Here is a 14,844-nt window from a genome sequence, read left to right on the forward strand (position 1 = left end):
TGCATCGCTCCCCGGGGAGAGCACGGCATAAGCCGTAAAACCGCTGCGCAGGGAAGGCCGGACGTTTTGGCTTCACCTGTATGCCGCTGTGCAGATTTTTTACTGCAACTTCGCACAGTGGACCGCGGGTGCCAGCCGGCGCCCGGTCTTCCCTGCGCCCTCTTTCATTCGAGGGTGAGGCGACCAAGCAAAGCTCGGGCGAACAAGCCGCGAGAGGGCGAAGGTGTGTCTGCGAACGGGAATGCGAATGGAAGCGCGACCCTGCCACCCACAGACTCCGTCATTGCGAGCACAGACTCCGTCATTGCGAGCACAGCGAAGCAATCCAGGCTGACGCCGCGGAAAGACTCTGGATTGCTTCGCTGTGCTCGCAATGACGATGCTGAAGCAGTTGCGCGCCAAAACTTCTGTCTCGTGCCCCGGACGCAGCGCAGCAGCGTGAGAAAGCTGCAGCGCCTCCGGGACGCGAGAGTGCGTGAACTAAACCGGCTTCCCCGTATACGGCATCGACGCCGTCAGTCCGCCGTCCACCGGGAAGGCCTGGCCATTGACGTACGACGCCTCGTCGCTGGCCAAGAACAGTCCCATCGCGGCGAGCTCGTGCGGCTGGCCGGGGCGCTTGAGCGGATTGAGCTGGCCGATCTTGTCGGCGGTGCCGCGCTCCTTGGCGCGGTCGAAGATCGGCTTGGTCATGCCGGTCTCGATCAGGCCCGGGCACACCGCGTTGATGCGCACACCGGTGCCGGTGAGCGAATAGGCGGTGGTCTGCACCAGGGAGATGACGCCGGCCTTGCTCGCGGCATAGGGATGTCCGCTGGCGCCGGCCTTGAGGCCCGCGACGGACGCGGTGAGCACGATCGCGCCGGACTGCTGCTTCACCATGTGCGGCATCGCATGCTTCACCGCGAGAAACGGCCCGATCAGGTTGATGCGCAAGACTTCCTGCCATTGCTCGACGGTCTGCTCGCCGAGCGGAACGAGTCCGCCGGAGACGCCGGCATTGGCCCAGATCACGTCGAGCCGGCCGTGCGTCTTCACCGCCTTGTCGATCACGGCCATGACGTCCTTTTCGGAGCCCGCATCCGCCATCATGGCTTCCGCGACACCGCCGGCCTTCTTCACCTCGTCGACCGTCTCCTTCACCGCCTCGCTGCGATCGACCGCGATTAGCTTGGCGCCTTCCCTGGTGAACAGCAGCGCGGCCGCGCGGCCGATGCCGCTGCCGGCACCGGTGATGATGACGGATTTGCCTTGCAGACGGCCCATGCGGTTTCTCCCTTTGGTTCGCGCGCGACGCTTGCCGCGCGACGGAATTTCAAACAAGATTTCAAACGGTAAAGTGTCTTGAGACACGTTCGCTACTGACGTACAGCGACATCAGACGGGATGGAAGGGTTTCGATGGCAGGTGCAGACAAGCCCAAAGTGGTCACGACACGCTGGTGGTGGGTCCGTCACGCGCCCGTGCGCAATGACGGTGGCAACATCTACGGTCAGTCCGATCTCGCCTGCGACACCAGCGATACCTACGTCTTCAATGCTGTTGCCAAGGTGCTGCCACGCAAGGCGGTCTGGTATTCGAGCAATCTGATGCGCACCCATCAGACCGCCGAAGCGATCTGGGCGGCCGGATTCCCGAGGCCTGCATCGATGAAATGGGAGGCGGACCTCGCCGAACAGAATCTCGGTCGCTGGCAGGGCATGAACCGCGCCGAGTTCATCGCCAGCCGTCCCGTCGGCTCGAGCTGGTTTGCCGACATCAACGAGCCTGCACCCGGCGGCGAAAGCTTCATGGACCTCTACAACCGCACCCGCCGCACCATCGAGCGGATCAACAATGAGGCCGCCGGGCAGGACGTGATCGCGGTCGCACATGGCGGCACCATCAAGGCGGCGCTGGGGCTGGCGCTCGACAATCAGCCGGAGCGAGGGCTCGCGTTCGATATCGACAATTGCTCGGTGACGCGGCTCGACTATTTCGCAAGCCCCGAACGCAATGTCTGGCGGCTGCCGATGGTGAACCAGCAGCCGTGGATCGCGGACGATGCGCATGCGGCGATGCATCAACCCGCGGGACCGGAAGTCAAGAAGCTCGCCTGAGCAATTGCCCGGTGGCGCGGACGCGGCGTAAGCTTCAAGCAATCAAAACGTACTCTGGGAGAGAAACATGACCTTGTTCGACATGAAGGGGAAAGTCGCCGTCATCACTGGTTCGACGCGCGGCATTGGGCTTGCGATCGCCGAGCGCATGGCCGAGCACGGCGCCAAGGTGGTGATCTCCTCGCGCAAGGCCGACGTTTGCGACCAGGTCGCCAAGAGGATCAACGACAAGTTCGGCAAGGGCACGGCGGTGGCGATCGCCGCCAACATCTCGTCGAAGGAAAATCTGCAGAACCTCATCGACGAGAGCAACCGCGCCTTCGGCAAGATCGACGTGCTGGTCTGCAACGCCGCGTCGAACCCGTATTACGGCCCGCTCGCCGGCATCTCGGACGATCAGTTCAGGAAGATCCTGGACAACAACATCGTCGCCAACAACTGGCTGATCTCGATGGTGGTGCCGCAGATGATCGAGCGCAAGGATGGCTCGATCATCATCGTCTCCTCGATCGGCGGCCTGAAAGGCTCGACCATCCTCGGCGCCTACGCGATCTCGAAAGCCGCCGACATGCAGCTCGCGCGCAATTTGGCCTGCGAATATGGCCCGCACAATATCCGCGTGAACTGCATCGCGCCCGGCCTGATCAAGACCGATTTCGCGAAAGCGTTGTGGGACAATCCGGAGAACCTGAAAGCCTCGACTGCGCGTTCGCCGCTGCTGCGCATCGGCATCCCCGACGAGATCGCGGGCGCCGCGGTGTTCCTGGGCTCGAAGGCCGGCGACTTCATGACCGGCCAGACCATGGTGATCGACGGCGGCGCGACGATCAGTTGAGGCCCCAATAGGTGTCATCGCCCGTGAAGGCGGGCGATCCAGTACTCCGCGGCCTTCGTTGGAGAGCTCGCTCTCGCCACATCCGCCCCGGAGTACTGGATGCCCCGGTCAAGCCGGGGCATGACAGCGAAAATGTGATGCAGCGCCGCGCATAGCGGCGCCGCCTCAATCCACCGCCGCGTACACCAGATCCCGCACCAGCGTACGCGTATGATCGCGCTGCCCCGGGCCCTGGCTCATGAACACGACGAACAGATCCTCCTTCGGATCGATCCAGAAGAACGTCCCCGCGATGCCGCTCCAGAAAAACTGGCCGACGCTGCCGGGGAAGGGCGCGATGCCGGCTTCGCGGCGCACCGCGAACCCGAGGCCGAAACCATGGCCAGGCGACAGCAGCGTGCCGTTGGTCACGACGTTCGGGCCGAGATGATCGGAGGCCATCAGCTCCAGCGTCTTGCGGCCGATGATCCTGTTGCCGTCGAGCGTGCCGCCATTGCGCAGCATCAGCGCGAAGCGGGCATAATCCATGGTGGTGGAGACGAGGCCGCCGCCGCCGGACTCCATGATGGGCTGCTCGAGCATGTTGAACAGCGCGACCTTGTCGCCGGTCCAGGGATCGGCCGCGAATGGCTCGGCGAGCCTGTTGGCATTGACCTCCGCTGTCGCAAAGCCGGTCTCGGCCATCTGCAAGGGCGTGAGAATGCGCTCGGTGAGGTACGTGCCGAGCGACTTGCCGCTGACGACCTCGATGATGCGCCCGAGGATGTCGGTGGAGCGGCTGTAGTTGAACTCGTCGCCGGGGTGACAGACCAGCGGGAAGCTCGCGACCAGGGCGGCGTGCTCGGCATTGGTGATCTTGCGGCTGCGCACCCGCGAGTCCTGATAGATCTTGTGCACGGGGCCGTCGCCCTGGTGCTCGTAGGTCAGGCCGGAGGTGTGGCGGAGCAGGTCCTGCACCGTCATCGGGCGCTTCGGCGGAACCAGTTCCAGCTTGCCGCCGCTGACCACGCCGACCTTCTGGTTGGCGAACTCCGGGATGAATTTCGCGACGGGGTCGGCAAGGAGCAGGTGGCCGTCCTCGACCAGCGTCATGACGCCGACCGACACGATCGGCTTGGTCATCGAGAAAATGCGGAAGATCGAATCATGCGCCATCGGCGCCGCGCCCGTCGGGCTCTGTTTCCCGAGCGCCTCAAACCATCCGACCTGACCGTGCCGTGCCACCAGCACGGTGACGCCCGGCACGGTTCCCTTGTCGATCTCGCGCTTGAAGGCGTCCGACATGGTCTCGAGGCGAGGGCGCGACAGCCCGAGCGTCTCGGGGCGGGATTCCGGCAGGGGCGGGGTCTTCGCGGCGATCGAGGGGCGAGGGGCGGCTGTCGCGGACGCTTGGGCAGTCATGGGTACTCCCGGTGCTTATTATTGTTCGGAGCGGACTGTGGCCCAGAAGGCGCGGCACAAACAAGCGAAGCCAGCGCGCTTCACCCTTGCAATCCGGCCTTGCAATCCGGCCGCCCCTTGTGCTTCAAAGCGGCCTGATCCGCGCGGCAACGCAGGGTCCGTAGGAGTGTAGCTCAATTGGTAGAGCACCGGTCTCCAAAACCGGGGGTCGCAGGTTCGAGCCCTGCCACTCCTGCCAACCAATCAAACACTTAACTGGGATGTGGGCGATTAGCCGTCGGCTGGATATTGCTGGATGGCGCAGCCCTAGGCGATGATCTGCCGTTTCCAGATCGCCTCCGAAGGGCGATGTCGGCCACGGAATCTGCGCCGGAAGCCACGGCGTCCTCTGCTCCACGATATCGGCGACGAATGCCTCGGCCTGACGCCGAAACGCCCAACCTTGCCGCGAGACAATTCCGTGGGTTGTCCTTGCTGATGGAGAACGACCTCCGCCTCCTGCTCGGCAAAAGGCGGTGGCAATTCGATGGTCAGCGCGCCCAGCTCGAACGCGTTGCTCAGCCCCTCGCGCCAGACGCCTTTGGATCCATTCGCGAGCTGCAGCGCGCAGGCGACGCCGTCGAGTCGAGTGTCACGGTCGCCGCGCCCGAGCTCTCGATGTTGCTTTCGGCGACTGCCGGCGGCGATCCGAGCACGTAGCGCGCGAGGTTGATGATATGGCTGAACACGTGTCGTAGCCGGCTCGCATCGTGCCCGGCAGTTCGGCGGCGGAATTGAAATTCCCGAACGTCGGCAAGACGTCCTGACGTTCGTATTAGTTGAAGAGCTTGTCCTCAGCCATGCCGCGACCCTGCGGCCGACTGGAGGCGGCTATTTCGCCGAGGGCGGAAAGTTCGTTGTGCCGTTGCCGAGCATTTCGACGATCGATCGGGCCGACTGACCTTGAGGGGGTCGCCAAAAGGGGCTGCAGGTGAGGGGGCCCCGGTGGTCTCGTTCTGCGAGGAACCGGCTGAGGCGCTGGGACTGCGCTTTGCAGGCGGCAGATAAGCCCTTGATCGGCCTGATCTCTGGTCGTTCGCCCGCGGAGATCGTTTTGGGCGCGCGGGCCCTCTCTATCTTGACCTTTGGTCCCATCCGAAGTAGATACCGCGCACTCGCAGCCGGCCCGTTAGACGCGGATTTCCGGCGCGGCTTTGAATCCCCGAACAATCGAGCCCGATTTCCGGCTCATCCTTCGACAGAGGGCTGGGCCAACGGCGGCTGTTCGGATCCCTGAAATTCATTCGCGTCTGTCGACGGACGTTGGACATCAAACGATGGCAGTCAGCCCGTTCAAGTTCTTGCAGGAAGTCCGCTCGGAGACCGCCAAGGTCACCTGGCCGACCCGCCGCGAGACCACGATCACCACCATCATGGTGTTCGTCATGGTCGCCGTTGCCTCGATCTTCTTCTTCGCCGCCGACCAGATCATCCGCGTCCTCATCACCTTCCTTCTGGGCATTCACTGATGGCAACAGCAACGGCTCAATTGTCTGACAAGCGCTGGTACATCGTCCACGCCTATTCGAACTTCGAGAAGAAGGTCGCCGAATCGATCCGCGAGCAGGCCAAGCAGCGCGGGCTCGAGGAGCTGTTCGAGCTGGTGCTGGTTCCGACCGAGAAGGTCACGGAAGTGCGCCGCGGCCGCAAGATCGACGCCGAGCGCAAGTTCTTCCCGGGCTACGTGCTGGTGAAGATGAAGCTGACCGACGAGGCGTTTCATCTGATCAAGAACACGCCGAAGGTGACCGGCTTCCTCGGCGCGGAAAACAAGCCGATGCCGATCTCGGAAGCCGAGGCCATGCGCATTCTGCACCAGGTGCAGGAGGGCGTGGAACGGCCGAAGGCGTCGGTGTCGTTCGAGATCGGCGAGAACGTGCGCGTGGCCGATGGCCCGTTTGCCTCGTTCTCGGGTGTGGTCGAGGAAATCGACGAGGCGCGCTCGCGCGTGAAGGTCGCGGTGTCGATCTTCGGCCGCGCCACGCCGGTCGAACTGGAATTCGGTCAGGTCGAGAAGGTCTGATCGGGTAGGCGTGAGGCTTCGGTCTCGCGTAACAAGAGGCCGTGGGAGGGAGAGGGCGGTCGCCAGCCGCCTCCGACCCAGACCACGAACCTGAAACCGCCGGCCCAGGCCGGCCCAACAGGAGTGATACATGGCAAAGAAAGTGACCGGATACCTGAAGCTTCAGGTCCCGGCCGGTGCGGCGAATCCTTCGCCCCCGATCGGTCCCGCGCTCGGTCAGCGCGGTCTCAACATCATGGAGTTCTGCAAGGCGTTCAACGCCCAGACCCAGAAGGAAGAGAAAAACACCCCGATTCCCGTCGTGATTACGATCTACGCCGATCGTTCCTTCACGTTCGAGATGAAGACGCCGCCGATGTCCTTCTTCCTCAAGCAGGCTGCCAAGATCCAGTCCGGCTCCAAGGCGCCGGGCCGTGACAAGGCGGGTGCGGTGACCAAAGCGCAGGTGCGCGAGATCGCCGAGAAGAAGATGAAGGATCTCAATTGCGATTCCATCGAAGCGGCCATGAAGATGGTCGAGGGCTCTGCCCGCTCGATGGGTCTGGAAGTGGCAGGGTAAGCGGTCATGGCAATCGGAAAACGTTTGAACAAAGCCCGCGAAGGTATTGATCGCGAAAAGCTTTACCCGCTCGCAGACGCCATCAAGATGGTCAAGGAACGCGCGAAAGCGAAGTTCGACGAGACCATCGAGGTCGCGATCAATCTCGGCGTCGATCCGCGTCACGCCGACCAGATGGTCCGCGGCGTTGTGACCCTGCCGAACGGCACCGGCCGTACGCTCCGCGTCGGCGTGTTCGCCCGCGGCGCCAAGGCCGACGAGGCCAAGGCTGCCGGAGCCGACGTCGTCGGCGCCGAGGACCTGGTCGAGAAGGTGCAGAACGGCACGATCGATTTCGATCGTTGTATTGCGACCCCCGACATGATGCCGCTGGTCGGTCGTCTCGGTAAGGTGCTGGGCCCGCGCGGCCTGATGCCGAACCCGAAGATCGGCACCGTGACCATGGACGTCACCGGCGCCGTGAAGGGCGCCAAGGGCGGCTCGGTCGAGTTCCGCGTCGAGAAGGCCGGCATCCTGCAGGCTGGCGTCGGCAAGGCCTCGTTCACCGAGGAAAAACTGGTCGAAAACATCAAGGCCTTGGCTGACGCTGTCTCCAAGGCCAAGCCGGCCGGTTCCAAGGGCACCTACATCCAGCGCGTTGCGGTGTCCTCGTCGATGGGCCCCGGCGTGAAGGTCGAGCCGGGCACCATTCTCGGCTAAGGTTTGCAAATGACATGAGGCGAGGGGCGGAATTGGGCAACCGATTCCGCCCCTCGTCGTTTGTGACGGCGTTCACCGGAAACAAGAACAATGACTGACAAGGTCCTGATCTACTCGCGCTTTCCCAAGACGATGATGGCGCGCTTCGCCGAGCGGTTCGAGCTGCTCGACACCGGCGGCAAGCCGGCGCGGGAGATGTTTTCGGCCGACGCGCTCGGCGATATCCGTGCAGTGCTCACCGCCGGCGGAACGCCGCTGGGCGCGGAGGCGATGGACCTGTTTCCCAAGCTCGGTGCCATCGTCTGCTACGGCACCGGCTATGACGGTGTTGACCTGAAGGCCGCTGCTGCCCGCAATATTGCGGTCGGACATAGCCCGGGTGCCAATGCGGCCTCCGTCGCCGACATCGCGATGACCCTGATGCTCGCGGCGACGCGGCGAATCCTGGTGGCCGACCAGTACGTCCGAAGCGGCGATTGGGCCGCGTCAAAGCCCTCGCCGATGATGCGCCCGCAGGCCGGGATGCCGGGCCGCCGCATCGGGGTCTACGGCATGGGCGAGATCGGCCGCAAGATCGCAGCGCGCTGCGCGTCCTTCGAGAGCGAGATCGGCTATTTCAGCCGCAGCAGGTACGATCTGCCCTATCAATATTTCCCGACCTTGGAGGCGCTGGCCGACTGGTGCAGCGTGCTGATGATCGCGGTCCGGGCAGGAGCCGAGACCCAGCATGCCGTCAGCGCCGATATCCTCAAGCGCCTCGGGGCGGACGGCTATGTCGTCAACATCTCCCGCGGCTCGGTGATCGATGAGAAAGCCCTGGTGCTGGCGCTCACCCAGAAGACCATCGCTGGAGCCGGTCTCGATGTCTATGACAAGGAACCGCACGCTCCTGACGCGCTGACGGCACTGCCCAACGTCGTGTTCTCCCCCCATATTGGCGGCCACACCCTGGAATCGCACGTCGCCATGCAGAACTGCGTGCTGGCGAACCTGACCGCGTTTTTCGAGGGCAAGAAGTTGCCTTACGCGGTCAAATGAGCGGAAACCGGCCCTTTTCGGCCATGGTTAAGCGCGAGCGGCAACGGATTGGAACTGGTGTGAATTTTGCTCTTGGCAAGCAGGCCCCGAGCGGTTAAAGAACCGCTTCCGGACGTGCCGGCCTCGGCTGGCGCGTTCGTGCACGCATTCCGAAAACAAGCGATGGAGATCATTCCTTTTCAGGGCGTCCGTGAGGATTTGCTGGAAAGGGAGGGAAAACCGTCGGGTGTGGGGTGCGGGCAGAGGTCGGGCGGTTCGCCGGCTGACCTTGTCCTGTCCAAGACTGCAGGCGCCCGCGGGGAATTCCGATTTCTCAACGGCTTAATCGCATGGCCTGCATAGACGGGTGAAGACCGGATTTCACTTCGTGGCCACCTTAGGGTCGGTTGCGGAATGGGTTTGGTTCGGACCTCGACACGCCGTGGGCTCTAACGGGCTCTCGGAGGGCAGGCTTTGAATTGTCGTCTTGCCCGGCGTGTCCGATGGGTTTGGCCCTGAGGTTCAGGTTTGGGCGGGACGATGGGTGCAACCCGGCGGTCCCGCTTTCGCGATGACCGCCAACCGGAAAGAGCTTGCTGTGGAACGAGCGGCAAAAAAGGAAGCGGTCGAACAGCTCAATGGGGTCTTCAAGACCACGAGCGTCGCGGTCGTTGCCCAATATTCCGGCCTGACCGTTGCCCAGATGCAGAAGCTGCGCTCGCAGATGAAGCAGGCTGGCGCCTCGGTGAAGGTCTCGAAGAACCGTCTCGCCAAAATTGCTCTTGAAGGCACTGACGTCGTTGCCATCGGCCCCATGCTGAAGGGACCGACCGTGATCGCCACTTCGGACGATCCGGTAGCGGCGCCAAAGGTCGCCGTCGAATTCGCCAAGGCGAACGAAAAGTTCGTCATCATTGGCGGCTCGATGGGAACGACCGTCCTGAATGTCGACGGCGTGAAGGCACTTGCCTCGCTGCCGTCGCTTGACGAACTGCGCGCCAAGATCGTCGGCCTGCTTGTGGCCCCGGCGACCAAGATCGCTCAGCTCGCCAACGCGCCCGCGGGCAAGCTCGCGCGTGTCATTCAGGCTTATGCCTCAAAGAGCGAAGCGGCCTGACGCCCTTCGCAAAACTCAAACCCGAACCAGACTTACATTCAAGGAAACTGAACAATGGCTGACCTGCAGAAGATCGTTGACGACCTCTCGAGCCTCACCGTGCTCGAAGCTGCCGAACTCGCGAAGCTCCTCGAAGAGAAGTGGGGCGTTTCGGCTGCCGCGGCTGTCGCCGTGGCCGGCCCGGCTGGTGGTGGCGCTGCCGCCGCTCCGGCCGAAGAGAAAACCGAGTTCACGGTCGTTCTTGCCGCTGCCGGCGACAAGAAGATCGAGGTCATCAAGGAAGTCCGCGCCATCACCGGCCTGGGCCTGAAGGAAGCAAAGGACCTCGTCGAGGGCGCGCCGAAGCCTGTCAAGGAAGGCGTGAACAAGGACGAAGCCGAGAAGCTCAAGGCCCAGCTCGAGAAGGCTGGCGCGAAGGTCGAGCTCAAGTAAGCAGCGCTTACTGACACGAGATCCCGGTGAGCATCATCGCAACCGGGGTCTCGGTCCGCTCCCTGAAAGGGCGGGCCAGATGCAAAAGGCGTGCGACGGAACGACCCGACGCAGGCCGAACACGAAAAAGTGTGGGGATTTGAGGGTTTGTCCCTCGAATCTGCACTAATGTCGCCCCATATCGGGTCGGCAGCACGAAAGCGCGGTGGGCAGGGATGCCGCATTCCCTGTAAGCCGTTGGGAGAGCAAGCTATTTCGGGCTTTTGCAGTCCGTGAAGAGGTTGGTTGTGACGGGCGGGCGCGCTCCTGCGCCCCGCGCGTCGTTTTGCGTTTTGAAGGTCTGAAGAACAGATTCAGGACATTCCTACCTGAAACTGAGTCTCCGGCCCCCAAGACGGGTTCGAAAAATTCAACCCGGGGAGCGGCGGTCGCCGCGTTCCGGAGGGCGCGCCCAAATCGGGCGACGAAAATGAGAGGCCACGATGGCGCAGCAGACATTCACCGGTCGCAAACGCGTTCGCAAGTTCTTCGGACACATCAAGGAAGTCGCCGAGATGCCGAACCTCATCGAGGTTCAGAAGGCGTCCTATGACCAGTTCCTGATGGTCGACGAGCCCCAGGGCGGTCGATCGGACGAGGGCTTGCAGGCGGTGTTCCGCTCGGTGTTCCCGATCTCCGACTTCTCGGGCACCTCGATGCTGGAATTCGTCCGCTACGAGTTCGAGCCGCCGAAATACGACGTCGACGAGTGCCGCCAGCGCGGCATGACCTTCGCGGCCCCCCTCAAGGTGACGCTACGCCTCATCGTGTTCGATATCGACGAGGAAACCGGCGCGAAGTCGGTCAAGGACATCAAGGAGCAGGACGTCTACATGGGCGACATCCCGCTCATGACGATGAACGGCACCTTCATCGTCAACGGCACCGAGCGCGTCATCGTCTCGCAGATGCACCGTTCGCCGGGCGTGTTCTTCGACCACGACAAGGGCAAGACCCATTCGTCGGGCAAGCTGCTGTTCGCCGCTCGCGTGATCCCATATCGCGGCTCCTGGCTCGACATCGAGTTCGACGCCAAGGACATCGTCTATGCGCGTATCGACCGTCGCCGCAAGCTTCCGGTGACGTCGCTGATGTTCGCGCTTGGTCTCGACGGCGAGGCGATCCTCAGCACCTTCTACAAGAAGATCCAGTACAAGCGGATCAAGGAAGGCTGGCGCGTTCCGTTCGACGCCAATCGTTTCCGCGGCTACTCGACCATCAACGACCTGATCGACGCCGATACCGGCAAGGTCGTGCTCGAAGCCGGCAAGAAGCTCACCGTGCGCGGTGCGCGTCAGATGCAGGAGAAGGGGCTGAAGGCGCTGCGCCTCTCGGATGCTGAGCTCGTCGGCAACTACATCGCCGAGGACCTCGTCAATCCCAAGACCGGCGAGATCCACGCGGAAGCCGGTGAAGAGATCACCGACAAGTCGATCAAGGTTCTCAACGAGCACGGCTACAAGGAGCTGCCGCTGCTCGACATCGACCACGTCAATGTCGGCGCCTACATCCGCAACACCCTCGCGGCCGACAAGAACATGACGCGCGAGGACGCGCTGTTCGACATCTACCGCGTGATGCGTCCCGGCGAGCCGCCGACGCTGGATTCGGCGCAGGCAATGTTCCAGTCACTGTTCTTCGACGCCGAGCGCTACGACCTCTCGGCGGTCGGTCGCGTCAAGATGAACATGCGCCTCGACCTCGATGCGCCCGACACCCAACGCACGCTCCGCAAGGAAGACATCCTCTCCGTCATCAAGACGCTGGTGGATTTGCGCGACGGCAAGGGCGAGATCGACGACATCGACCATCTCGGCAATCGCCGTGTGCGTTCGGTCGGCGAGCTCATGGAGAACCAGTACCGCATCGGCTTGCTCCGCATGGAGCGCGCGATCAAGGAGCGCATGTCTTCGGTCGACATCGACACGGTCATGCCGCAGGACCTGATCAACGCCAAGCCGGCGGCCGCCGCCGTGCGCGAGTTCTTCGGCTCCTCGCAGCTCTCGCAGTTCATGGACCAGACCAACCCGCTGTCGGAGATCACCCACAAGCGCCGCCTGTCGGCACTTGGACCGGGCGGTCTGACCCGCGAGCGCGCCGGCTTCGAGGTCCGCGACGTGCATCCGACGCATTACGGCCGCATCTGCCCGATCGAGACGCCGGAAGGTCCGAACATCGGCCTGATCAACTCGCTCGCGACCTTCGCGCGCGTGAACAAGTACGGCTTCGTCGAGACGCCTTACCGCAAGGTCAAGGACGGCCGCGTCACCGACGAGGTCGTGTACCTCTCGGCGATGGAAGAGGGCCGCTACACGGTCGCGCAGGCCAACGTGCCGCTCGATCCGAAGGGCCGCTTCACCGAAGATCTCGTGGTCTGCCGTCACGCCGGCGAAGTCTTGCCGGTCACCCCGGACAAGGTCGACTACATGGACGTGTCGCCGAAGCAGCTCGTTTCGGTCGCGGCCGCGCTGATCCCGTTCCTCGAGAACGACGACGCCAACCGCGCGCTGATGGGCTCGAACATGCAGCGCCAGGCGGTGCCGCTGGTTCGCGCCGAAGCGCCGTTCGTCGGCACCGGCATGGAAGGCGTGGTTGCGCGTGACTCGGGTGCTGCGATCGCGGCGCGCCGTTCGGGCGTGATCGACCAGATCGACGCCACCCGCGTCGTGATCCGCGCCACGGAAGATCTCGATCCGACCAAGTCGGGCGTCGATATCTACCGGCTGATGAAGTACCAGCGCTCCAACCAGTCGACCTGCATCAACCAGCGTCCGCTGGTGAAGGTCGGCGACATTGTCAAGAAGGGCGACATCATCGCCGACGGTCCGTCGACCGATCTCGGCGAGCTCGCGCTCGGCCGGAACGTGCTCGTCGCGTTCATGCCGTGGAACGGCTACAACTTCGAAGACTCGATCCTGCTCTCCGAGCGGATCGTGAAGGAAGACGTGTTTACCTCAATTCATATCGAAGAATTCGAGGTAATGGCCCGCGACACCAAGCTCGGACCCGAGGAAATCACCCGCGACATTCCGAACGTCTCGGAAGAAGCGCTGAAGAACCTCGACGAAGCCGGCATCGTGTACATCGGCGCGGAAGTACGCGCCGGTGACATCCTGGTCGGCAAGATCACGCCGAAGGGCGAAAGCCCGATGACGCCGGAAGAAAAGCTCCTGCGCGCCATCTTCGGCGAGAAGGCTTCCGACGTCCGCGACACCTCGCTGCGCGTTCCTCCGGGCGTGCAGGGCACCATCGTCGAAGTGCGCGTGTTCAACCGGCACGGCGTCGACAAGGACGAGCGTGCGCTGGCGATCGAGCGGGAAGAGATCGAGCGTCTGGCCAAGGACCGCGACGACGAGCAGGCGATCCTGGACCGCAACGTCTACAACCGTCTTGCCGAGCTGCTCGAAGGACGGCAGGGCATCGCCGGTCCGAAGGGCTTCAAGAAGGACACCAAGATCACCCGTGCGGTGCTCGAGGAGTACCCGAAGTCGCAGTGGTGGCTGTTCGCTTCGCCGAACGACAAGCTGATGGCCGAGATCGAGGCCATGCGGAAGCAGTACGACGAGTCGAAGAAGGGGCTGGAACAGCGCTTCCTCGACAAGGTCGAAAAGCTTCAGCGCGGTGACGAATTGCCGCCCGGCGTGATGAAGATGGTCAAGGTCTTCGTCGCGGTGAAGCGCAAGATCCAGCCCGGCGACAAGATGGCCGGCCGCCACGGCAACAAGGGCGTGGTGTCGAAGATCGTGCCGATCGAGGACATGCCGTTCCTCGAAGACGGTACGCATGCCGACATCGTGCTCAATCCGCTCGGCGTGCCATCGCGCATGAACGTCGGACAGATCCTCGAGACCCATCTCGGCTGGGCCTGTGCCGGCCTCGGCAAGCGTATCGGCCAGACGGTCGATGCCTATTTGTCGAAGCAGGACATCCGGCCGCTGAAGGAAACCTTGAAGAAGGTCTACGGCGAGGACGAGACGATCAAGTCGCTCAACGACAACGAGTTGATCGAGCTCGGCCACAATCTGAGCCGCGGCGTTCCGATCGCGACGCCGGTGTTCGACGGCGCCAAGGAAGCCGACATCGAGGAGATGCTGAAGCTTGCCGGTCTGGACGCTTCGGGCCAGTCGACCGTCTATGACGGCCGCACCGGCGACGCCTTCGACCGCAAGGTGACGGTGGGCTACATCTACATGCTCAAGCTGCACCATCTCGTCGACGACAAGATCCACGCGCGTTCGATCGGTCCGTACTCGCTCGTTACCCAGCAGCCGCTGGGCGGCAAGGCGCAGTTCGGCGGTCAGCGCTTCGGCGAAATGGAAGTGTGGGCGCTCGAGGCTTACGGCGCGGCGTACACGCTCCAGGAGATGCTGACCGTGAAGTCGGACGACGTCGCCGGCCGTACCAAGGTGTACGAGGCGATCGTGCGTGGCGACGACACCTTCGAGGCCGGTATTCCGGAATCGTTCAACGTGCTGGTCAAGGAAATGCGCTCGCTCGGCCTCAACGTCGATCTGCACAATTCCAAGGTCGGACCGGGGACGGCGGAAGCGGCCGAGTAATACGACCCTCATGCCCGGCCTGAAT

Annotated in this window: 13 protein-coding genes and 1 tRNA gene; 12 read left to right on the plus strand and 2 right to left on the minus strand. The window is 63.3% G+C overall.

The window, feature by feature from the left end:
• Window positions 1-480 precede the first annotated feature (480 nt).
• Window positions 481-1,266: an SDR family oxidoreductase gene (locus tag IVB36_RS21290; RefSeq protein WP_018456438.1), complete on the minus strand. Its 786-nt coding sequence runs from the start codon at window positions 1,264-1,266 to the stop codon at window positions 481-483.
• A gap of 134 nt (window positions 1,267-1,400) precedes the next feature.
• Between IVB36_RS21290 and IVB36_RS21295 the strand changes: the two genes are divergently transcribed.
• Window positions 1,401-2,099 (plus strand): histidine phosphatase family protein, encoded by a 699-nt coding sequence (locus tag IVB36_RS21295; protein ID WP_018456439.1) that lies wholly within the window; start codon window positions 1,401-1,403, stop codon window positions 2,097-2,099.
• Between the two features lie 67 nt (window positions 2,100-2,166).
• Window positions 2,167-2,934: an SDR family oxidoreductase gene (locus tag IVB36_RS21300; protein ID WP_018456440.1), complete on the plus strand. Its 768-nt coding sequence runs from the start codon at window positions 2,167-2,169 to the stop codon at window positions 2,932-2,934.
• Window positions 2,935-3,099: 165 nt separating this feature from the next.
• On the opposite strand, the gene IVB36_RS21305 is transcribed toward IVB36_RS21300, so the two are convergent.
• Window positions 3,100-4,335, minus strand: coding sequence for a serine hydrolase domain-containing protein (locus IVB36_RS21305; RefSeq protein ID WP_018456441.1), 1,236 nt, complete (start codon window positions 4,333-4,335; stop codon window positions 3,100-3,102).
• 162 nt (window positions 4,336-4,497) lie between these two features.
• Here IVB36_RS21305 and IVB36_RS21310 point away from each other — a divergent pair.
• The 10 genes from IVB36_RS21310 (at window position 4,498) to rpoB (ending at window position 14,819) form a co-directional block, all read left to right on the plus strand.
• A tRNA-Trp gene (locus IVB36_RS21310) sits at window positions 4,498-4,573 on the plus strand.
• 233 nt (window positions 4,574-4,806) lie between these two features.
• On the plus strand, window positions 4,807-5,034 hold the full coding sequence (locus tag IVB36_RS21315) for a hypothetical protein (protein ID WP_198293367.1): 228 nt from the start codon (window positions 4,807-4,809) through the stop codon (window positions 5,032-5,034).
• A 617-nt stretch (window positions 5,035-5,651) separates the two neighbouring features.
• A complete protein-coding gene (gene secE / locus IVB36_RS21320; RefSeq protein ID WP_007602984.1) occupies window positions 5,652-5,843 on the plus strand; it encodes a preprotein translocase subunit SecE in 192 nt (63 codons plus the stop codon).
• A complete protein-coding gene (gene nusG, locus IVB36_RS21325; protein ID WP_007602985.1) occupies window positions 5,843-6,397 on the plus strand; it encodes a transcription termination/antitermination protein NusG in 555 nt (184 codons plus the stop codon). The genes secE and nusG overlap by 1 nt, the downstream gene beginning before the upstream one ends.
• 130 nt (window positions 6,398-6,527) lie before the next feature.
• The gene (gene rplK, locus IVB36_RS21330) at window positions 6,528-6,956 is read left to right on the plus strand and encodes a 50S ribosomal protein L11 (protein WP_018456444.1); all 429 of its coding nucleotides are present in this window, start codon (window positions 6,528-6,530) and stop codon (window positions 6,954-6,956) included.
• A 6-nt stretch (window positions 6,957-6,962) separates the two neighbouring features.
• Complete coding sequence (gene rplA / locus IVB36_RS21335) at window positions 6,963-7,655, plus strand: 50S ribosomal protein L1 (protein WP_007602988.1); 693 nt, start codon at window positions 6,963-6,965, stop codon at window positions 7,653-7,655.
• Between the two features lie 90 nt (window positions 7,656-7,745).
• Window positions 7,746-8,693 (plus strand): 2-hydroxyacid dehydrogenase, encoded by a 948-nt coding sequence (locus IVB36_RS21340; protein ID WP_018456445.1) that lies wholly within the window; start codon window positions 7,746-7,748, stop codon window positions 8,691-8,693.
• A 577-nt stretch (window positions 8,694-9,270) separates the two neighbouring features.
• On the plus strand, window positions 9,271-9,789 hold the full coding sequence (rplJ, locus tag IVB36_RS21345; protein WP_026233178.1) for a 50S ribosomal protein L10: 519 nt from the start codon (window positions 9,271-9,273) through the stop codon (window positions 9,787-9,789).
• 54 nt (window positions 9,790-9,843) lie between these two features.
• Window positions 9,844-10,221: a 50S ribosomal protein L7/L12 gene (gene rplL, locus IVB36_RS21350; RefSeq protein WP_007602994.1), complete on the plus strand. Its 378-nt coding sequence runs from the start codon at window positions 9,844-9,846 to the stop codon at window positions 10,219-10,221.
• A gap of 482 nt (window positions 10,222-10,703) precedes the next feature.
• Window positions 10,704-14,819, plus strand: coding sequence for a DNA-directed RNA polymerase subunit beta (gene rpoB / locus IVB36_RS21355; protein WP_018456447.1), 4,116 nt, complete (start codon window positions 10,704-10,706; stop codon window positions 14,817-14,819).
• The last annotated feature ends 25 nt before the right edge of the window (window positions 14,820-14,844 follow it).

Origin of the sequence: Bradyrhizobium sp. 35 (assembly GCF_023073215.1) — a bacterium.
Taxonomy (GTDB): domain Bacteria; phylum Pseudomonadota; class Alphaproteobacteria; order Rhizobiales; family Xanthobacteraceae; genus Bradyrhizobium; species Bradyrhizobium canariense_D.

What these genes read in the sequence shown, in the direction of transcription:
- IVB36_RS21295 (WP_018456439.1), top strand. Translation starts at nt 1,401, where the DNA reads ATGGCAGGTGCAGACAAGCCCAAAGTGGTCACGACACGCTGGTGGTGG.
- secE (WP_007602984.1), top strand. Translation starts at nt 5,652, where the DNA reads ATGGCAGTCAGCCCGTTCAAGTTCTTGCAGGAAGTCCGCTCGGAGACC.
- IVB36_RS21290 (WP_018456438.1), bottom strand. Translation starts at nt 1,266, where the DNA reads ATGGGCCGTCTGCAAGGCAAATCCGTCATCATCACCGGTGCCGGCAGC.
- IVB36_RS21340 (WP_018456445.1), top strand. Translation starts at nt 7,746, where the DNA reads ATGACTGACAAGGTCCTGATCTACTCGCGCTTTCCCAAGACGATGATG.
- rplA (WP_007602988.1), top strand. Translation starts at nt 6,963, where the DNA reads ATGGCAATCGGAAAACGTTTGAACAAAGCCCGCGAAGGTATTGATCGC.
- nusG (WP_007602985.1), top strand. Translation starts at nt 5,843, where the DNA reads ATGGCAACAGCAACGGCTCAATTGTCTGACAAGCGCTGGTACATCGTC.
- rpoB (WP_018456447.1), top strand. Translation starts at nt 10,704, where the DNA reads ATGGCGCAGCAGACATTCACCGGTCGCAAACGCGTTCGCAAGTTCTTC.
- IVB36_RS21305 (WP_018456441.1), bottom strand. Translation starts at nt 4,335, where the DNA reads ATGACTGCCCAAGCGTCCGCGACAGCCGCCCCTCGCCCCTCGATCGCC.
- rplK (WP_018456444.1), top strand. Translation starts at nt 6,528, where the DNA reads ATGGCAAAGAAAGTGACCGGATACCTGAAGCTTCAGGTCCCGGCCGGT.
- rplL (WP_007602994.1), top strand. Translation starts at nt 9,844, where the DNA reads ATGGCTGACCTGCAGAAGATCGTTGACGACCTCTCGAGCCTCACCGTG.
- IVB36_RS21300 (WP_018456440.1), top strand. Translation starts at nt 2,167, where the DNA reads ATGACCTTGTTCGACATGAAGGGGAAAGTCGCCGTCATCACTGGTTCG.